15 protein-coding genes and 1 tRNA gene are annotated in these 20,044 nt (G+C 44.2%); 6 read left to right on the forward strand and 10 right to left on the reverse strand.

Annotated elements, in window-relative coordinates:
* On the forward strand, nt 1-272 hold a 272-nt coding region (locus tag LSG37_RS19620; RefSeq protein WP_233081662.1), incomplete at its 5' end, for a tyrosine-type recombinase/integrase.
* Nucleotides 273-324: 52 nt separating this feature from the next.
* On the opposite strand, the gene LSG37_RS19625 is transcribed toward LSG37_RS19620, so the two are convergent.
* The 7 genes from LSG37_RS19625 to LSG37_RS19645 all read right to left on the reverse strand — a co-directional run bounded on the left by LSG37_RS19625 (nt 325) and on the right by LSG37_RS19645 (nt 5,689).
* A complete protein-coding gene (locus tag LSG37_RS19625; protein ID WP_233081663.1) occupies nt 325-2,592 on the reverse strand; it encodes a type I restriction enzyme HsdR N-terminal domain-containing protein in 2,268 nt (755 codons plus the stop codon).
* Nucleotides 2,593-2,686: 94 nt separating this feature from the next.
* Nucleotides 2,687-3,091 carry an HNH endonuclease gene (locus LSG37_RS21475; RefSeq protein ID WP_366515585.1) on the reverse strand — a complete coding sequence of 135 codons (405 nt, stop codon included), beginning with the start codon at nt 3,089-3,091 and terminating at the stop codon, nt 2,687-2,689.
* A 33-nt stretch (nt 3,092-3,124) separates the two neighbouring features.
* Nucleotides 3,125-3,526 carry a YDG/SRA domain-containing protein gene (locus tag LSG37_RS19630; protein WP_233081665.1) on the reverse strand — a complete coding sequence of 134 codons (402 nt, stop codon included), beginning with the start codon at nt 3,524-3,526 and terminating at the stop codon, nt 3,125-3,127.
* A 229-nt stretch (nt 3,527-3,755) separates the two neighbouring features.
* Entirely contained in the window at nt 3,756-4,103 is a 348-nt protein-coding gene (locus LSG37_RS19635; RefSeq protein WP_233081666.1) for a hypothetical protein, read from the reverse strand.
* Between the two features lie 53 nt (nt 4,104-4,156).
* The gene (locus LSG37_RS21480; protein ID WP_366515584.1) at nt 4,157-4,624 is read right to left on the reverse strand and encodes a hypothetical protein; all 468 of its coding nucleotides are present in this window, start codon (nt 4,622-4,624) and stop codon (nt 4,157-4,159) included.
* Complete coding sequence (locus tag LSG37_RS19640) at nt 4,530-5,507, reverse strand: RexA family antiphage protein (RefSeq protein ID WP_233081668.1); 978 nt, start codon at nt 5,505-5,507, stop codon at nt 4,530-4,532. The genes LSG37_RS21480 and LSG37_RS19640 overlap by 95 nt, the downstream gene beginning before the upstream one ends.
* A gap of 105 nt (nt 5,508-5,612) precedes the next feature.
* Nucleotides 5,613-5,689, reverse strand: a tRNA-Val gene (locus LSG37_RS19645).
* 211 nt (nt 5,690-5,900) lie between these two features.
* On the opposite strand from LSG37_RS19645, the gene LSG37_RS19650 reads away from it, so the two are divergent.
* Entirely contained in the window at nt 5,901-6,305 is a 405-nt protein-coding gene (locus LSG37_RS19650; RefSeq protein WP_233081670.1) for a GNAT family N-acetyltransferase, read from the forward strand.
* On the opposite strand, the gene LSG37_RS19655 is transcribed toward LSG37_RS19650, so the two are convergent.
* Nucleotides 6,302-7,570, reverse strand: coding sequence for an alkaline phosphatase family protein (locus tag LSG37_RS19655; RefSeq protein WP_233081672.1), 1,269 nt, complete (start codon nt 7,568-7,570; stop codon nt 6,302-6,304). The genes LSG37_RS19650 and LSG37_RS19655 overlap by 4 nt on opposite strands.
* A gap of 131 nt (nt 7,571-7,701) precedes the next feature.
* Entirely contained in the window at nt 7,702-8,778 is a 1,077-nt protein-coding gene (locus LSG37_RS19660; protein ID WP_233081675.1) for a Fic family protein, read from the reverse strand.
* Between the two features lie 245 nt (nt 8,779-9,023).
* Between LSG37_RS19660 and LSG37_RS19665 the strand changes: the two genes are divergently transcribed.
* Nucleotides 9,024-12,074 carry a sensor domain-containing protein gene (locus LSG37_RS19665; RefSeq protein ID WP_233081677.1) on the forward strand — a complete coding sequence of 1,017 codons (3,051 nt, stop codon included), beginning with the start codon at nt 9,024-9,026 and terminating at the stop codon, nt 12,072-12,074.
* Here the strand turns inward: LSG37_RS19665 and LSG37_RS19670 are convergent.
* A complete protein-coding gene (locus tag LSG37_RS19670; protein WP_233081679.1) occupies nt 12,024-13,343 on the reverse strand; it encodes a 3-oxoacyl-ACP reductase in 1,320 nt (439 codons plus the stop codon). The genes LSG37_RS19665 and LSG37_RS19670 overlap by 51 nt on opposite strands.
* A gap of 596 nt (nt 13,344-13,939) precedes the next feature.
* Between LSG37_RS19670 and LSG37_RS19675 the strand changes: the two genes are divergently transcribed.
* The 3 genes from LSG37_RS19675 (at nt 13,940) to LSG37_RS19685 (ending at nt 20,044) form a co-directional block, all read left to right on the forward strand.
* On the forward strand, nt 13,940-16,915 hold the full coding sequence (locus LSG37_RS19675; protein WP_233081681.1) for a SusC/RagA family TonB-linked outer membrane protein: 2,976 nt from the start codon (nt 13,940-13,942) through the stop codon (nt 16,913-16,915).
* Nucleotides 16,916-16,950: 35 nt separating this feature from the next.
* Entirely contained in the window at nt 16,951-18,666 is a 1,716-nt protein-coding gene (locus tag LSG37_RS19680) for a RagB/SusD family nutrient uptake outer membrane protein (RefSeq protein WP_233081683.1), read from the forward strand.
* A 61-nt stretch (nt 18,667-18,727) separates the two neighbouring features.
* Nucleotides 18,728-20,044: a sugar porter family MFS transporter gene (locus LSG37_RS19685; protein ID WP_233081684.1), complete on the forward strand. Its 1,317-nt coding sequence runs from the start codon at nt 18,728-18,730 to the stop codon at nt 20,042-20,044.

Below are 20,044 nucleotides of genomic sequence, written 5' to 3' on the forward strand. Positions count from 1 at the left end.
ATTGGACTCAGGTTCGCCCGGAGATACTGAGTAAAGAGTTCGCTGCGGTGCGTGACCTGGTACCGGAGATCGCGAAGTTAAAACCTGAGCAGCGCCCGACTTTCCACGAAATACGGGCTCTTGGTGGACACCTATATCTTCAAGCAGGCTTTACTGCAGATTACGTGCAGACACTGATGGCCCATAGCACAGCTAAGATGACAGCTCATTACACAGAAAGGCATGAGCTGAGATGGACAGCGTGTGATGGAACTATCTCATTTAGACTTTAAAAATCACTACTTAAACTAATTTTTGCAGCAATCAATACAGTACTCAGTGGCCTCAATGTTTAATGATGTTTATAATAATTTCTATATCATCATCAAAAGCGAATGTTCCCCGAAGCATAGTCTTCAATTCGAACAATACAGACAATGCATCGTCAAGCTCAGTCGTGTCACCAGAAAATTCATAATCCTCTTCCATCATTTGAAGATATGAACCACCAGGACACATCATACTCTCATAATGAAGTGCATGCTCAACCAAGCGAGAATAGAAATCAATTAAATAGCTAACGATACCAACCCCATGAAGATCTATAGCCTTTTTTATATCTTTTCTATAATCTCTAAAAAGTACCGACTTACTGTCATGTATCACATAATCATTAAACAGCAGCCCTACATAGTTATATATACTTAACGAAGAGTAATCCCTATCGTAGAACCCTTCGGGATGGTCCTGAAAATCATACCCAATGGAAAGGTCTATTTTGCTACAGCTGTAACCGATAATATACTGAGTCTTTGAATAATCTACTTGAATGCCGGGTTGCTCATTGCATACATTAGCAACAAACTCCAAAATAGACTCTGCGCTTTCTGGATCGATTGCCATTTTGTCTATACCATTTAAAGCCAAGTCCAACAGCAAGCCTACAACGTGACTATTAGCTAATTTACAATTATCAATATAGGACATTATCGCTTCAATCATATGAATCTGGAGCCCAAAATCCAAATTAAAAATCAAAGATGCTGGCACGTTATGAAAGCATAGATATTTAAACATGCACGTAGTGCTAATATCAAATGATGGAATAGATGCAATTTTATTTATAACTTCCTCAGAGTCACCTAACTTGGAAAAATGTTCAATCAGCAAAATATCTCTATACGTCTCATCATAGAACTCGACAAAGCCATCAATCACCTCTAAGACGCCATGATTTTTATAAGCATCTGGCACAAATGTAAATCGACTTAGCCCAAAAATTTCGGCAAATGATTCTAAGGTAACTTTTGAAGGACCGTATGCCATCACTTTAGCGAGATTAAGCAAAGCGGCCTTTGAATCAATCTCTTGACTAGTAGAAATGCAACTACATTTTTCATTCAACATGCGAACTAAAATCTGATATTCATTGTCAAGCTGCTTAAGTTCATAACCAGAGTTGATTAACTGGTAAAACTTCCCGACTGCATTTATAGAAGTTAATAACTGCGATGGTTCAACCGTAGTATTGTATACCGATTTGTAATGCTGGATAACGGCACTATATGATGCCGCATCTAGTTGTGGAACTTTAATCTCCCTAAATACATTCTTAGAGTTATTTTTGAACATCCCTATAGAATTATTTTCACCATCTGATTTTATGGTGTTAGTAAATGAGTCACTGCAACTAATTATAAACCTTACACCTGCGAGAGAAATCATCTCTATATCTGTGATTATAGAATGCCTCTCATGAATATTAACTTCATTTAATCCATCAACAAACATTGTAATATTTCCACTAGAAATAATGGCATTAGCTATTATTTCTGGTGTACTGCCCGGCGGATTCATGAAAAGTGTAATTTGACTTTTTAAATATTGAATAACACCGTTGACTATTGATCTTGCTCTAAAAAAAATAGCAATTTCACCGCGTTCAATAGCCAAGTCAAAAGCATTGCATAAGTAGTTGGTTTTTCCAGATTGCGGAGGGCCAGAGATTAGTAATACCTTAATATCGGGTTCTGGATCTCCGACTATGGGTATATAAAGTTCTTTGCAATGTTTTTTTGATTCGTTTAACTCACCACTTAATCGATGAATTTCAATCATCGACAATTTTTCGCAGATACTTCCAACAAAACTACCATCATTGCTGAGTAATTTTATAGCTTCTTCTTTCGCAATGCTAAATGCAGTATCTCTGTACTGAAATTCACCATCTAGAGCCAAACGAATATCGATATTTTTTATTTCTTTTTTCGTAAGTGAGCAATATACATATGTATTTATCGAATTAGTTATGACTACAATCGGCGCCATGTTACCTTTTAGGATTCGAGCATAGCTAACAGACTGATCAATAGACTCGGTGGAAATTTTTACGCTTGGTTTCTTAATTTCAAAAAGAATTAAATTTATGCCATTATTAGACTTTACCAACAAATCAAAACGGCCGGCCTTGTGGATAGCGAACTCACCATGCCCAATTTGATATTTCACACTTCGTTCAAGTAAAATGTTAACTGAACTAATACCCTGAACCCGCAACCATTCATAAACAAATTTTGTTCTAACTTCATCTTCCGTTGTTATTTCGCTGCCCATAACTAAAGAACCTTTAATTCATATAAATTCATACAATTTAGCGGCTAATTCATAACCAAAAACCGCCAGAAGGCAATCGGCGTGTTAATAGTTATTACGCTTTACTCAGATAGTGCTCACGGTGATAGCGTATAAATTTTTGTCCGCTCTTGTGTTGAGCAACTGTTTTAAGTTTTCCAGGTAAACCAATCAAGCTCAGATCATCATTAATAGAAAAGACACCATTGTCGAACATCACATGATGGTTTGGACACAGGCTTAACAGGTTATCTTCAATATCAGGGCCGTTATGTGGTTCACCTAAAGGTTGTATATGTACTGCTTCCGAGTATAGACCTGCGGAAGTCTTAATAGCTAAGCCACAGACCTGGCACTGATAACCATGCCATGATTTGACATTGATAGCTCGCTGGTAATCTCTAACAATTTTGTTTACCGAAAATTGTTTTCTCTTAGGCGTTTCATGTTCTACCAGGCTCTCGTTGTACGAATTTCCTATGGCTACTAGTCTATAACGCCAGACATAAAAACATTATTTTCCTTTGTCACACCAATAATCATCGACAAAATATAGACCGCAATATTTATAGCCCTTGAGAGGACTTAGTTCATGCTTATGCTTGAAGCCCCTTGTCACTCTAACAGGAAGGCCATCAATTTTGCTTCGTGCCAGAGCAAGGTTAACGCCTATCAACTCTTGATTGGTTACTTGTTTACCGTTTTGCTGACCAGCAGCGCCGGTGTATATGAGCTCGTGCCCGAAGTCTTCATCATCTTCACAGTCTCCAGCTAAAACTATTGAATCAGCACCTTCATTTTGGGAACCACTGATACCTGCTAGTGTTGGAGGGTGCACACCTGCCTTTGCTAGTGCGTCTCTGTTTTCAAATACAGCACCAAGACTTACCCCAGGAATTTCACCAAATACTCGCATTTATCACCTTATGCATAACATCCGCATTTACAACAGTTTTGAATAGTAAGCGGCGCTCTACTTCTAATAAAATCCGTTATCTTCGTCAGCACTTCTGTCATCGGGCAGGTTTTAGAGAAGATTATGTTCAGACACTAAAGTACAACAGCACTGCGAACATGACCGTTCGTTCTACTGCCTGGCATACACCGGAATGTAAAGCTGTTAGTAGCTGTTTCAGATTACAAAACTAATCAAATTGACGGTTTTGGTATGAGGCTATTTCAGGCACTTCAAGGAAAATCTTGCCATTTTCAACAGTAACAACAAAAGAATCATCCCAATCACTTTCTACATCCATGTCAGAACAACCGTTATAGACGTTGTAATCAAAATTATAACTTACAGTAAACTGACCATCACCTTCGTCTTGTACATGCTCAATGTTTAAGTTGTAGCATTCAGCACGTGGAATAATGTCAGAAAAGTTCACCGTCAAGAGCGCTAGTATTCTTTCAGCATGCGTCGATAGGATACTCTGTATCAATAAACAGGAAACACCGCCATCTTCATCTACGGTTGATATAAACTCTGTCATTAAATGCCCCTTTAATTTCCCTTAAGAATGCAATATTTATTAAATACTCTCACCTATGGTTGGGTTGAGCTTTTGGTGCTTATGTTTACCAGTATTATGGTCATAAATAAGACCTGAAACAGGTTGTTTACTGTTGATCCTACAGCTAACTTCATAAATACATCACCGAAGTTATCACTAAGCGTCAGCAACGCGCAGCCGAATGTGAAAAATAGAGAAATGATCGAAAAAAAATATATCCAGTAAAAAACTGAAAAGTATCCTTTTTGGTCATATCGTCTTATCAACGAGTTGCGTCTCAAGCCAATTAAAATAGTAATAACAGCCGCTAAAAAGCCAAGCATTGTGAAAGCAAATGTTGCCGTTATAACTGCGACATTTGCTTTTTGGACAAACAACGATAAATGGAACCCATTAAAACAATGCTTAATTAGTAGGTACAGTAGGTATAAAATTGGTCCAGGCATCAATGTCATTAAAGACAGCGATAGCTTGAGAGTTACCGTTCTCGAATCCTTCATCTGCACAATACTCGTTAATTTTCACCGCTAATGCAGCATTATCACGAAATTTTTTCTCCATTGTTTCAGCTATTTTGTTTACCTTTTTCGCATCAACGGAGTCTGATAAACCACCACTACCGACTATGTATAAGTCAGTCAATAGACTAGCAGCCTCTTCTTGCTTCGCTCTGATTATAAGCTTGTCCACGTTTTCTTCTGGTACTTTCGCAAGAAGGTTTTGAACGGCTGGTTTAATGTTCTTTCTCAACTTTGGTATCAAAGTTATTTGTATACCGGATACATCGTCATAATCTGTTGAACTTCCAGATAACAGATTGAAAAGATCTTGAGTGAAGGAATTATCTCTGTCCAGTTCAATGTGTGTTTTTCCAATAAAAGACATTTCCATAGCTTTCGTTCTAGTGGCAGAAACCAAAGCTGTCCTTGGAGTCAAAGCCCAATTTGACAGTCCTATATGAGTCAGCAAAGAACCAATATAACTCCAAAGTACGTCTTGTCTAGGAGCCAGTAAGGTAGACCCTATACCTATACAGCTTTCTTTAACTATCACATAGGAAGCAAAGCTTAAATGCTCATTCTGAGCAAGGAGTGAGTGCACCTCACTAACCGTCAGATCATCGGTCTTAATTCGGCGAATTATCTCTTTACTTCGCGTGATTAAGAATAGAAAAACATCACCAACATGATGAATTAAATAGACATTCTCACCTTGATGGCTAAATTGATTTTTAAAGGATGGCGCGTTTACGGCACAATAGGCCTTCAGGAATGGTCTGATATCGTGCTTATAGCGGGTGTTATCGTTAGTGTTTTGCAAACAGTAATGAAAATAGCTGACTTTCAAGATAAACCTCCATTGTTTACCGATATTGAATACCATATATTTTCCTGAGTTTACAATTCATTTTTCCAAAATTTTTCCAAACGAAAAACACAAACAAAAACAAAAACAGCACCCGTAAGGTGCTGTTTTTGTTTTAGAATTTGGTGCGTCCTAGTGGACTCGAACCACCGACCCCCACCATGTCAAGGTGGTGCTCTAACCAACTGAGCTAAGGACGCATTTTGATAGGTTGTTATCACTTTACTGCGACAACGGGCGCTATGTTATGCAGCCGTTGCTTTGCTTGCAAGTACTTTTTTTAAAAGCCAGCCTGTTTGCTGTTATTTTAAACGCCTGAAGCAATGACTGGCTCAAAAGCCACGGAGTTGGTTCTTAGAATACTGATTTCAGTGATATATTCTGCGTCATTGTCCAAGTCGTGGAGCTGTTATGTTTACCCCTGTCCATACCTTTGAATTTGCTGAACTGGCTAAACAAAAAATTGCCGAATTTAATGCTTTGCATTGGGATGCGACCAAAAGGCAACAGTTGGGCTTCAAGCTGGAAGATCATGAAGGTAACTTAATAGCCGCTTTAGCTGGCCGTACTTTTGGCAATTGGTTTTATCTGGAGTCTTTATGGTTGGACGAAAAAGTTCGGGGAAAAGGCGTAGGATCAAAGCTGTTGATTGAGGCTGAAACCCTCGCCAAAGCAAGGGGTTGCAGCTTTGTTATTCTCGACACTCTGGATTTTCAGGCCAAAGCTTTTTACGAGCGACATGGCTATCAGCTGGAATGGACACAGCAGAACTACCCTTTCACCGGCTGTAAACACTTTATGACCAAAAGGCTTTAATTTTTCTTTTTCTCAGCCTGATACACAGAATGAACCCAGTCAGGATTGCCATCATTGGGTGCAGGCTGAATACCTAAAATACGGCACATCAGGTTATACAATTCGATATTGGAAAAGGCCGGAATTTGACTGCCTGCGGCAAAAGCCGGACCGTACCCCACAAAAATAGCCTGCATAGCCGGGCTATTATTATCATAACCATGGCTGCCAGTCACAGCGCTACGGCCTGGTTTTTCCAGCCATTCTTTTTGTCTATGTTTTTGCATTAAACGCCAGCCAGTGTCAGGTACCACTAACAATGGAGCTATACGTGTACTGTTCTGGTAGTGCCAGCGTTCCGGTAACTCAGACTTTTTATAAACCCTGGCCTGAGGTGGCAGTGACGTTTTTAACTGCTGGTAAATAGCTTCTAATTCGGCTTTTTTTGGAAAAATAGAGACTATCTCTGGGGTCCATAACACCAAAGCCGCTTTTTTCTGGTCAAACAGCTGATCCATCGCCATCACCTGATCCTGTGGCACTTTGGCCATACCATGATCTGATACCAGCATCAGGTTTATGCTGTGTTGCAAGCCTCTTTGTTGCAGCCCCTTCACCAGCACACCCAGCGCCTGATCCACATCCGCAATAGCGTCAGCCACCTGTTTTGACTCAGGGCCATAAGCATGCCCTGCGTCATCCACCGAGCTAAAATACAACGTCAGAAACTTGGGACGCTGCTCAACTGGTAAATCCAGCCAGGCCAACACAGAGTTCACTCTATCGATATTACTGACAGAGCCATCATAGGCTTGCCACAAGCCAGGCCTGACCCCTTTAATAGCCGCTTCTGAACCGGGGAAAAAATAGGTACCGGTTTTAACCCCCTGCTTCTCTGCAGTCACCCAAATAGGCTCACCCAACCACCAGCGGCCATTGGTAACTTCCTCTGGTTTGCTCATACGAAACACAGCATCAAAATCAGCATCGTAAATATTATTTTCGACAATACCGTGATTCGCCGGGTACAAACCTGTGGCTATGCTGTAGTGGTTAGGGAAGGTTTTTGTCGGAAAGACCGGCTGCATACTAAGGGCTCTGGCACCACCTTGGGCAAGTTGGTGTAAAACAGGTGCTTTGTAACTATCCCAGTACTTCTGACCAAAACCGTCGATGGAGATCAGCAGCAAACTATGATCCTGTGACTGTGAATGCGACTTCGCTTGTGCACTATGAAGATCGAGGCTGATCACTAAGCACAACAAAACCAGAAAAAAACTACGCACAAAGCACCTGCTTATATCGAAAAATCAGCAGTGTACTGAGCACCGCAGGCAGTCATATGACAAAACCGACCAAAAGTAAAAAAAATGCTATCAACGGCGAAAAACCAGGCCTCGGCATCATAAAAAGCGGTTCAGGCCACTACTTGCCAACGACCGCCTTTGGCTGGCCCTGTGCGAAGTAACTTGCCTTCAGCTTTTAATTTTGCCAATTGTTTTTCTATAGCTCTGGAGCTTAACCCCAGTTCATCTGCGATGGTTTTAGCACTTAATCTGTTGTCTTTTTTCAGTTTCTTTAAAATTTGATCTTCGGTTTTATACCAGGGACCTGGCGTTTTTGTTTTCACTTTTTGTGTTTGCAGTTGCACAAATTGTGACAAATCCACCAAAGGCTGATCCGGCAAATTTGCCGTCTGACTAAGACTATTGAACTCGGCCTGCTGCAACTGCAGCTGCTCTAATTCAACGCTCAGTGTTTCATTGATGCTACGCAACATAAACAAAATAAAAGCCGTTGCATCGTATTTAGGCACGGACTGACGTAAAGCTTTTTGGTAGTCGCGTGTTTTATCTTTAAGCACAGCAGTAAAGGGCAAATAAGCAAAAAAAGACTGCCATTGAGTTAAAACTAAATGCTGCCATAAGCGACAAAGACGGCCATTGCCATCGGAGAACGGATGTATAAAGGCCAGTTGATAATGCATTAAACAGGAAATCAGTAACGGATGTACTTGTTCATGCTGCAGTTTCCCCAACAGCTCATCCACCAAAGCGGACACTTTGGCCGGTGCTGGTGGCATATGCACCAGTTTGTGGCCCTCATACACCCCAGCGCCCTGCTTTCTGTACTGTCCGGCATCAGTGGATACTGAACTCATAAACTCTGCATGAGCCTTGCGTAAATCGGCACTTTGATAAGGATTAAACTGATCCAGCCTTTGATACAAAGCCAGAGCATTTTGCGCTTGCTGGATATCCTGCACCAAGGCTACTACGCGTTTACCAGCCGCAAGCTCCTGCAACTGCAGCAATGACAGGGAATTGTGGTCTAAAGCCAGACTAGCCTGCAAAGCTTTGTTCTGTAATTCCAGGCGTTGTTGCAATGACAACGAAGTCAGAAACACCGACCACTGGGCCAGTTGCTGTTCAATCTGCTGAATTAACTCCGGGATTTCCGGATTCGGCTGATAAAAGGTCTGGTATCTATCCATCACACAACCACCTGCATTTATTCAATGTAGTGAACTTATTGACTAGCTAAGACTAATAGAGGTTCACTGAAAAAACAAAGCCTTAGCGATATTTGAGCAATTTTTCTAAATTTTAAGAAATAAAACTGCAAAAACTGAATAGAACAGCTTGCTTTCGTTATCCGGCTCAATAACTATTGAGTCAGACTATATAAGTAGCTTTAACCCATCTGACAGTGGTTAAACAGGATTAAGCAGGAGTTTTTGTGCAAGTAAAGCGTTACTCTACTTCTGAGCTTACGCTGCGATTTTGGGCAGCCATTGCGTTGTTATTGACCTTCAGCGTAATTTTTGTTGCTTATGTCTACGCAGAAAAACGTATTGATGCAGCCAATGATCAACGGGTGTATTCGTTGAAAATCATTGGTGAGTTACGTCAGTCTTCCGATGACTTAACCCGTATGGTGCGAAGCTACATCGCAACGGGAGAACATCGCTACAAAAACCACTTCAATGAAATTATTGCGATACGAAATGGCCAAGCGGCCAGGCCGGTTAATTACCATCAGGTGTACTGGGATTTAGTTGGCGAAGAAAACCAAAGACCCCGCCCCGCAGGCTCTCGTGTAGCCTTATTGGATTTAATGAAAGCCACAGGCTTTACCGATGCAGAACTGTCTGCACTACAGGAAGCCAAAATTCAGTCCGATCTGTTAGCTGTAACAGAGCAAAAAGCCATGCAGCTGCTGGAAAGACCAGAGCTTGATCCCGCACAGAAAGAAAAAAACAAGCAACAGGCACTGCTGAGCGTTTTTGATTTGAACTACCACAATACCAAAATGGCCATTATGCAACCCATAGCCACTGTCTATAGCATGGTAGACCAGCGCACAGCGGATGAAGTGGAAGATGCGATGTTTAATGCTCTGGTGATGCGTATTCTGTTTATTCTGTCTGGTTTACTGCTGTTTTATTCACTTTGGGATATTAAAAGAGTACACAACAGTATTCTTGGAGCTTCTGTCAGCCATTTGTACGACCAAATCAAAGCCATGGGTCGGGGTGAAGTGCTGCACGATGCAGAACTGCGTAAAGCTAAGCCTGGCAGTATCATGAGCTGGCTGGGCGCAACCCAGCTTCGGCTGAATAGTTCTATTCGGGAACGTCAGACCCTGATCCAGACGCTGCAGCAAAAAGAGCAATACCAACGCACCTTGATTGACAGTATTCCTTTTGTGGTCTGGTTAAAGGACATTCACAGCCGCTATCTGGAAGTCAACCAGAAGTTTGCTGAGCAGTTTCAGCACCGTACTACCAGTCAGTTGGTGGGAAAAACAGATGCAGAGTTATTTGATGCTCAACGTGCCTTAAATCATGTAGTCCACGATAAACAAGTGCTGACATCAGGTCAGCCACAGGTGATCCGGTCACAACATAAAACTGAAACAGAGCAGCATTGGTTTGAAACTTACAAAGCCCCAGTGTTGGTTGATGATGAATATGTGGGTACTGTTGGTTTATCCCGGGATATTACGCTGGAGCACACAGCAGATAACAAATTACGGCTGTCAGCCAGCGTGTTCACCCATGCCCGCGAAGGCATTATGATCACAGATCCTTTAGGTGTGATGATTGATGTGAACCAGGCATTTACCGAGATCACAGGCTACAGTGCCAAACAAGCCATAGGCTGTACCCCACGTTTATTGCAGTCTGAGCATCAGGATGAACTTGCTTTTAGCTCGATGTGGCAAAGCTTGCAGCAACAAGGCTTCTGGTCTGGTGAGTTATGGAGTCGTAAGGCGTCAGGCGAAGATTTTTTCCAAAGCCTGACTTTAAGTGCAGTACTGGATGATAAAGGCCAGTTACAACATTATGTCGGGCTGTTTTCTGACATTACCAACCAGTATCAGCAGCAACAACACCTTGAAAAAATTGCGCTATATGACTCAATGACCGGTTTACCAAACCGCAGTGCTTTAGCCCAACAGCTGCAGCTACTCATGAAAAAATCAACTGATGAGCAGATGCTTGCTATTGCTTATCTTGATTTAGATGGCTTTAAAGAAATTAACGACCGCCACGGTCACGAAACCGGCGACCAGTTTTTAATTGCCTTGTCGGAACGCTTAGGAGCTCAGTTGGAAGAAACTGAGTTACTGGCCCGTATCGGCGGTGATGAATTTGTGGTGTTATTGCCCGCATTAAAGGACAAAAAGGCTGGTCTGGCCAAAATTCAGCAACTGCTGGATGTGGTAGCTAAACCGCTGAAAATAGACGAATGGATGTTGTCAGTGTCTGCCAGTATAGGCCTGACTTTTTACCCTCAGACGGATGCCACTGAAGCAGAACAACTGATACGTCAGGCCGATCATGCCATGTATCAGGCTAAGCAGGATGGTAAAAATCGCTGCCATCTGTTTGATACCGACTACGCCCGAAGTTTACGCGGCCACCAGGAAACCATAGTAGAAATCAGACAAGGCCTGGCGCTTAAACAGTTCAGGTTGTTTTATCAGCCCAAAGTCAATATGCATACAGGTGAAGTGATAGGTGCTGAAGCCCTGATCCGTTGGTTGCATCCACAAAAAGGTATGGTCGCTCCTGCTTTATTTTTACCTGCAATAGAACAACACAGTCTGGGGGTCGAGCTGGGTTATTGGGTGATTGAAGAAGCTTTACGTCAATTGGCTGAATGGCAACGTCAGGGTATGACTATCCCTGTGAGTGTCAATATTTCAGCCTATCACTTACAGCAGCTGGATTTTGTTAATCGCCTGCAATTGTTACTGCATTTTTATTCAGACGTGCCGGCCTCTTTGTTGCAACTGGAAATTCTGGAAACCAGTGCGCTGAATGACTTAACCCATGTACAGGCCGTGATGCAGGCCTGTATTCGCAGCGGCGTCAGTTTTGCGCTGGATGATTTTGGCACTGGTTATTCGTCGTTAACCTACTTAAAACGTTTACCAGCAACAGTGCTGAAAATAGACCAGAGTTTTGTTCGCGATATGCTGGTCGACCCGGACGATTTAGCTATTCTCAAAGGCATTATTGTATTAGCCAATGAGTTTAAACGTGAAATTGTCGCTGAAGGGGTAGAAACCACAGAGCATGGCGAAATGCTGCTGCAATTAGGTTGTACTCATGCTCAGGGGTACGGCATAGCCCGTCCTATGCCCGCCGAGCAATTTATGCCATGGAAAAAAGCCTGGCTGCCACCTGATGTCTGGGCTGCAGCACTGGTGGGATCAGGTATTCATCCTTCAGGCTCCGATAAAACACTGACCACACACTCTCAGCACAGAGCCGTTTAAACCAGCGGCATCTGGTCGTGCAAAAAAAGCCACAGCCAAAGCCACATCCTGAGGTAAGCCTGCCTGACTCAGCGAGTTTAACCGCCGTCCCACTTCACGTGGGATGGCCGGCATGGCGGCTGTCATTTGCGTTTCAATAAAACCTGGGGCTATGGCGTTAAAGGTAATGCCTCTGTGGTCCTGCATCGCCATATACTGGCAATACCCGACTAAAGCGGCTTTTGAGCTGGCATAGTTAGTTTGGCCTTTTTGCCCTGCCAGACCATTCATCGACGACAACAGCAGCACCCTGCCGTCCGATTGGATCAATTGCTGTTCCAGTAGCAGTGAATTAATACGCTGCACAGCACGCAGATTAACCTCCAGAGTTTGAGTCCACTGAGCCTCTGTCATTCTGTGGAATAATTTATCGCGGGTAATACCAGCGTTGTGTACCAGAATATCCAGTATCAGCCCGCGCTCTGTTAACCATTGCTGCAGTTGCTGAGCGCTGTTGCTTTGACTGATATCCAGCGCCAGACTTTTGCCTTGCAACTGCAGCATCAAGGCGTTAAGCGCATCTTCGGCTTGTGGAATGTCCAGCCCAATGACGGTAGCGCCCTGCTCTGTCAGCGTTGTGGCTATGGCAGCACCAATGCCACGGGCCGCACCTGTCACCAAAGCAACTTTCCCCTGAAGTGGTTTTTGCCATGGACTGAGTTCAGCTATTTTTGCTGCACGTACGGGCAACACCTGGCCTGTGACATAAGCTGATGCTTTGGAGAGAAAAAACTCTGCCGCAGGCAACAGACTCTGCTGTACGCCCTGGTGCAAAGACAATAAATTTGCTGTACTGCCAAAACGCCCCAGCTCTTTGGCTATAGAGCGGGTAAAGCCTGATAAAGCGGCAGCTGCGGCTGCAGCATCTGAGTTGCTGGTATCAGCTAAAGCCCGCGCCAGGATCAATACACGGCCGTTCTTCGCCAAAGCAGGTAAAACACTGTGTAACTCTTGCCAGACTAAATCCAGCTCTGCGGTGCTTTGCAGCTCTGTACCATCAAAAATAATGGCCTGAAATGGCCCGCCAGAAGCTTCATCAAAGCGAATATCCGGCAGATGGCTTAAATGCTGACGCAGCAACAGACTGTGCTGAGATGTCTTTCCGCACAACAATACTGAACCGCTCAAACAGGAGCTTTCACCTTGTGGTCGTTGCAAAGGCGTGGCTTGTGGTACACCACACCAGCGGCCTAGTGCAGAATCTGCTAAAGCTGTAACCCAGGATGTCATGACTAGTCTCTGTCGGCTTAAAAACTTCAGTTATCTTAACGGCATACAGGCAGTGATACCAGCTCTGGTTACTCACAGACACAGAGCCAGTAGATGAGAAGTAAGGCGAAAATATGTTTAGCGGGGAGCCGACGTCTGTGCCCTGCTCTTTCTGCTGGATTTGTTCGTTCGGCCCATCGCAACTCTCCGACCACTCAAGCAATCAGCCCCTAGTGCAGCGGGCAAACTTCCCGGATATATAAACTAATTTTTTGTATTTGCACTCTTTAGGTGCTGAACATTTATGCAGCATAAACAGTGACAGGCAATTCCAAACCTCAGGTTATATCTGAGTCTCTGATTTACAACAAAAAACGACCTCAAAACCTTCCCAAGAAAACGCGTGAAGATTGCAGCGACCCAGGTTAAAAAACAACGATAGCATTGGCATCCGGTACTTTGCCATCCCTTAGTGACGCACCACTTTGAACGACAACGCACAATATCTGTGCAAATCTTCAATTTATATGTTGAAAAAACGTTCATCCTGCATTATAAACAAAAAGACAACGTTGTTTATTGTCGATAAAAATAACATTACATCAACAGGACAAGACATGAAAACATTCTCCATGCATCCGTTGGCGAGAGGCATTCATATGCTTCTGACAAGTAGCACTTTGTTACTCCCCACTTTCGTTTTGGCAGAGCAACAAACAGAGCCGCCTATACAGGAAGAACAGAAAAAAAATGAAGAAAAAGAACAACAGGATATCGAAATAATTCAGGTTTCTTATGGCTATGCCTCAGTTGAGAAAAAAGACCTGACGGGCGCTATAGCAACAGTAAAGCTTGAAGATATTTCCGACATGCCAGCAGGTAATATCATGCAAAATTTACAAGGTCGGGTACCAGGCCTGCAAATAACCACCAGTGGCAACCCGAACTCAGCGGCCACTGTTCGTATTCGTGGCCAGGGTTTGGGTCCTTTGGGAAACAATGACCCTCTGTACGTGATTGATGGTATTCCCACTAAATCAGGTCTGCACGAGATCAACAGCAATGATATAGCGGACGTACAGGTACTGCGTGACGCTGCCGCGGCCAGTATTTATGGTTCACGTGCCGGCAATGGCGTCATTGTGGTCACGACAAAAAAGGGTGAAGAAGGTCTTGATTTTAACTTTCGTTTTAATCAGACCCGTGAAAGTTATAATTACGATCTACAACCCCTGAATACTGAACAACGAGGCGCAGCCGTATGGCGTGCCGCAGTAAATGACAAAACCAATCCGAATACAGCAAGCCCCTTGTATAACTTTGACTGGAATGGCGATTACGATAATCCACAACTCAATAGCGTAAACCTTCCTGCGTTTACAGATCCCGACAATCTGCAACGCCCCGCCGACACCCGTTGGTTTGATTTAGTCACCCGCGAAGCTGATGTGCGGGATTTCAATGCGTCTTTATCTGGAGGAGATGACAATAGCCGGTATTACAGTTCAATTGGTTATTACAACTCAGACGGCATAGTGGATGGTTCTAACTTTGAACGTATGGCCTTTCGGCTTAACTCTGAACATGAACTGATTAAAGACCGCTTAAAAGTAGGCCAAACTTTTCTGCTGACTAATCAGGTTGGCAACCTGATTAATGACTTAGCAGGACAAATTCTGGGTTTATCCATTGAGCAGCAATCCATAGTCCCGGTTTTCAACGATGAAGGTGGCTGGGGAGGCCCTGTGCCTGGGATCACTGACAGGGATAACCCGGTCAGGATCATTGAACAAAACCGTGACAATAACCACCGTTTTAACAAGGTGATGCCTGGCTTTTTTGCCGAATACAGTCCTTTAGAGGATCTTAAACTCCGAAGCAGTTTAAGTGTCGACTACAGCCAGTTCTACTTCCGTAATTTTACCCGTAGTTTTAAAGCCGGAACTCTGACCTTTGGCGACAGGCTGACGGTCGATGACAACTGGAGCCGCAGCATCATCGCCAGTAATACCGCCAGCTACAAAGTGGTATTGAATGAGAAACACAGCTTCAATTTGCTGGCTGGTATTGAAAAAATCAACTTTAAAAGCGAATCTGCCCGCGCCATAGGGTCTGGTTTTGCCTCCAACGATCGTGATTTTGCGTTCTTATCTCAGGCTACCCGGGATGTACGGGTGGAAGGTGATGGCGACAGCTGGGCACTGGACTCTCAGTTTGCCCGTGCCGACTATAACTACGATGATCGTTATCTTGCATCAGCCACAGTGCGACGTGATGGTTCATCCCGGTTTGGCGAAAACAATAAATACGGCACCTTTCCGGCCTTTTCTGCAGGCTGGGTGCTGTCCAACGAAGAGTTTTTTAATCTCGCCTATATTTCCAACCTGAAACTACGGCTGAGCTGGGGTGAAACCGGTAATCAGGAGATTCCAGGCAATGCCACCGCAACCACTTATATCCCTCGTTACGCCACTCAGTCTTTGTTTACCAATCAACAAGACGAAGGCACAGCTTATGACATAACAGGTGCCAATGGAGGTACTTTGCCTTCAGGTTTTGTACGTGCTCAAACGGGTAACCCTGATCTGAAATGGGAAACATCAACACAAAGCAACATAGGTCTTGATATTGACCTGTTTTCCAACACTGTCTATGCAAGCTTCGATTGGTATCAGAAAGAAACAACGGACATTCTTACACTGACCCGCCCTGTCGCCACTTTAGGTGAAGGAGCACAAAAATGGGTAAACGGTGGCACCATCGAAAATAATGGCTTTGAAATGATCTTAGGTTATCAGGACTGGCTAAGTTTCGATGGCTGGGACGATCTCAAAGTGGACGCATCCTTTAACTTGTCCAAATCCAGAAATAAGGTTACAGCCTTACCGCAAGACGTGATCAACAGCTTTGGTGGCAACGGCCAGGATAAAACCATTCTTGGTCGTTCCATCAACTCTGTATACGGTTATGTGGCCGAAGGATTGTTTCAAAGCCAAACCGAAGTAGATGAACATGCAACTCAGGCGGGGGCAGCTCCGGGGCGGATACGCTGGGCAGATCTGGATGGCAATGGCGTGATCAACGAAAACGATCAGGACTTTTTTGCTACTACAGATCCTGATTTTCTCTATGGCTTGAATCTGACACTGAACTACAGAGACTGGGACTTCAATATGTTCTGGCAAGGTGTGAAAGGTGGCCAAATCCGTAACAACTGGCGCCTCTTTACCGATTTCACCTCGCTGAATATTGGCTCTAACTATGGATCAAGAGTATTGGACGCCTGGACTTTGCAAAACACCGACTCCACTGTACCAGCCCTGACGTTAGTTGATACCAATGGCGAAGGCCGTCAGTCCAGTTTTTTCTGGGAAGAAGGCAGTTATCTGAAGCTCAGAAATATTTCCGTTGGTTACAGACCTAATCTTGATCTGCTGGATAAATTTGGCATTCAGGAAGCCCGGATTTACCTGCAAGCCTCTAATTTACTCACTCTGACACCGGGTGGAACCTTAAGCGAAGATCCGGAAACACCCAATGAAGTCTTCCCGGTGCCACGCCGTATCACTCTTGGCCTTGAAATGACCTTTTAACAGCAATTTCAGCACATCAACGAATGAGAACTACTATGAAACAGCTTATATACCCTTTATTCTGCAGCCTGCTTGCACTGCAGCTGGCTGCCTGTGGCGGAAGTGACGATCTGGACGTGCCGCCAAAGGCAGTATTGACACCTGATCAAGTCAGCACTGTAGCTAATATAGATGCACTGGTGATTGCCGCTTATAGCTACCTTGGCAACGACCACTACACAGCGCCCAACTTTTTATGGCCTACAGGAAATCTTCGTGCTGGAGATGCCCATAAAGGTGGTAATGGCCCTTCCGATATCTTTGCTTACCATGCCTTATCTATGTTTGAACCTATAGTGCCGGAAATGGAATCTTTTCCACCCGACCTTATTGATTTGAATGATAAAAAATGGACCCGCAATTACACAGGCATTTCCCGTGCAAACGAAGTGCTGCGTGTCATTGCCAACGCCGACAGCGCGGTAAGAGATACGCTGCAGCAAAAAGTTGCTGAGGCTCGTTTTGTCAGAGCACTGTTTTACTTTGACTTAAAAATCCACCACAAATGGATGCCCTGGATAGATGAAACACTGTCGCAGGAGCAAATACTGACCACCAGTAACCGCGATCTGACAGATCAACAGTTATGGGACAAAATAGCGGACGATTTTCGTTTTGCTGTGAACAATTTGCCTGATGTGCAAAAAGATGTCGGCAGGGCATCCGCCCTTTCTGCAAAAGCATTACTGGCAAAAACCTTGTTGTATCAAGCTTATGAGCAAGACGAACAACACAATGTTATTGCTATCAATACAGACAAGCTCAATGAAGTGGTCAGATTGGTGACAGAAGTCGAGCAGTCGAATGTCTATAACCTGTACGACGACTATGCAAAAAACTTCCTAGTTGAGTATGAAAATGGTGTGGAATCCGTTTTTGCAATACAGCGTTCGTTAAATGATGGCTCCCCGGATGGACGCGGCAGCTGGGCCAGCGCATTAAATGCTCCTCAGTCAGGTGGCTTTGGTTGTTGTGGTTTTCATGTGCCGACAGAAAACTTTGTTAATGCCTTCAAAACAGGGGCTGATGGCTTGCCTTTGTTTGATACAGGGAATAACGCTATTTATAACAAAGACACAGACGCTGTTGACCCTCGACTGGATCACACTGTCGCCATGCAAGGTAAACCTTTTAAATACGATGCCAATCTAATCCATGGTGGAGACTCCTGGTCCAGAGCACCAGCTATCTATGGAAACTACACAGGGATGAAAGATTTAGAACATCCTGACTGTGATTGCCGTGGCGAAAATGGCCCCTTCCCTATTTTCTCTCTGAACACTGTAATGGTGCGTTTTTCAGATGTGTTGTTATGGAAAGCTGAAGCTCTGATTGAACTGGATCGAATGAACGAAGCAGTGCCAATTATTAACAGGTTACGCCAAAGAGCTGCAGCCAGCACCGCCCGTTTAAACAACGCAAGTATCTACAGAATAGGTCAGTACAGCGCTTTCAACTCAAAAGACGAAGCCCGACAAGCCTTGCGCTGGGAGCGTCGGTTGGAATTGGGACTGGAAGGCCATCGCTTTTTTGACCTGGTGCGCTGGGGGGTAGCCAAAGAAAGTCTGGATCAGTATTTCCTGATAGAAAAAGGCCGAAAACCTTACCTGCAATCGGCTCATTTCACCAAAAACAAACACGAATACCTGCCGATCCCAAATCTGCAGATCAACTTAAGCGGCGGGTTGTACGTCCAGAACCCGGGATACTAACCAGCACCAGTCAGAGCTGGCCTGGTGTCCGCTCTGACTGTTGTCACTAAAGAAGAAAGATATGAATAAAATTCTGTATTGGGCGATGACAGTTGCTGTCGCTGGTTTTTTGTTTGGTTTTGATACTGCCGTTATTTCCGGCGCAGATAAACCAACACAAGAGCTATGGCAAAGCTCCCCTCTGTTTCATGGTTTATTTGTGATGTCCTCAGCATTATGGGGCACAGTACTGGGTGCATTGTTCGGCAGTTGGCCTTGTGACCGTTTTGGCCGTAAATTCACACTGGTGCTGATTGGTGTGCTTTATACAATCTCCGCTATTGGCAGCGCCTTAGCACCTGATCCCTACAGCTTTGCTGTACTTCGTTTTATTGGCGGCTTAGGTGTGGGTATGTCCTCTATTGCAGTTCCGGCCTATATCGCAGAAATTGCGCCGGCAGCCTGGCGTGGTCGGCTGGTTGCGTTGTACCAGTTCCAGATTGTATTCGGAATTCTGGTCGCATTCCTGTCAAATTATTTGCTGGCCGGCACTATTGATGCCGACTGGCGATTAATGCTGGGTGTAGAAACTATACCGGCGCTGGCTTATTTATTGATGGTGTTACGTGCACCTGAAAGTCCCCGCTGGCTATTGCAACAACAAAAACCTGAGCAGGCCAGAGCCGTCTTTCGCCAGCTTGGGCATCAGAATGCTGAGCAAATTATTAGCGATTTCCAGCGCGAGCAGCGGGTTCACGCTAACGAATCCTTGCTGGCCAGACGCTACAGTTTCCCCGTTATGTTGGCATTTCTGATTGCCGTCTTTAATCAGGTGTCCGGTATCAATTTTATAATTTATTACGCCCCCCGCGTTTTTGAATTGGCAGGACTGGATAGCTCAGCCTCATTGCTGTCCAGTGCTGGTATAGGAGTGATCAACTTAGTCTTTACCATGTTGGGGCTCTACCTGATTGATCGGCTGGGTCGAAAAACGCTGATGTATATAGGCTCTGTAGGTTACATCTTGTCACTCGCAACTGTCAGTTGGGCTTTCTCCAGCGGATTCACTGGCTATTTTGTTGTGGGTGCCATTTTTACCTTTATTGCAGCCCACGCCATAGGCCAAGGCGCTGTGATCTGGGTCTTTATTTCAGAGATATTCCCAAATGCTGTGCGCTCTAAAGGCCAGTCACTGGGTTCAGGTACTCACTGGATCTTTGCAGCTCTTATCACCCTGATGATGCCCTGGGTTCTTGCCCATTTCAGCGCGGCTCAGGTCTTTGCATTTTTCACATTCGCCATGGTGTTACAACTCATTTTTGTCAAAACCATGATGCCAGAAACCAAAGGCAGGACCCTGGAAGAGTTATCCGGTAGCCTGCTGTCGAAGGAGATATAA

The organism is Rheinheimera soli (assembly GCF_021290985.1).
GTDB classification, from domain to species: Bacteria; Pseudomonadota; Gammaproteobacteria; order Enterobacterales; family Alteromonadaceae; genus Pararheinheimera; species Pararheinheimera soli.

Coding starts and splice junctions, on each gene's coding strand:
- LSG37_RS19625 (WP_233081663.1), bottom strand. CDS start 2,592: ATGGGCAGCGAAATAACAACGGAAGATGAAGTTAGAACAAAATTTGTT.
- LSG37_RS19630 (WP_233081665.1), bottom strand. CDS start 3,526: ATGCGAGTATTTGGTGAAATTCCTGGGGTAAGTCTTGGTGCTGTATTT.
- LSG37_RS19635 (WP_233081666.1), bottom strand. CDS start 4,103: ATGACAGAGTTTATATCAACCGTAGATGAAGATGGCGGTGTTTCCTGT.
- LSG37_RS21480 (WP_366515584.1), bottom strand. CDS start 4,624: ATGAAGGATTCGAGAACGGTAACTCTCAAGCTATCGCTGTCTTTAATG.
- LSG37_RS19640 (WP_233081668.1), bottom strand. CDS start 5,507: ATGGTATTCAATATCGGTAAACAATGGAGGTTTATCTTGAAAGTCAGC.
- LSG37_RS19650 (WP_233081670.1), top strand. CDS start 5,901: ATGTTTACCCCTGTCCATACCTTTGAATTTGCTGAACTGGCTAAACAA.
- LSG37_RS19660 (WP_233081675.1), bottom strand. CDS start 8,778: ATGGATAGATACCAGACCTTTTATCAGCCGAATCCGGAAATCCCGGAG.
- LSG37_RS19670 (WP_233081679.1), bottom strand. CDS start 13,343: ATGACATCCTGGGTTACAGCTTTAGCAGATTCTGCACTAGGCCGCTGG.
- LSG37_RS19675 (WP_233081681.1), top strand. CDS start 13,940: ATGAAAACATTCTCCATGCATCCGTTGGCGAGAGGCATTCATATGCTT.
- LSG37_RS19680 (WP_233081683.1), top strand. CDS start 16,951: ATGAAACAGCTTATATACCCTTTATTCTGCAGCCTGCTTGCACTGCAG.
- LSG37_RS19685 (WP_233081684.1), top strand. CDS start 18,728: ATGAATAAAATTCTGTATTGGGCGATGACAGTTGCTGTCGCTGGTTTT.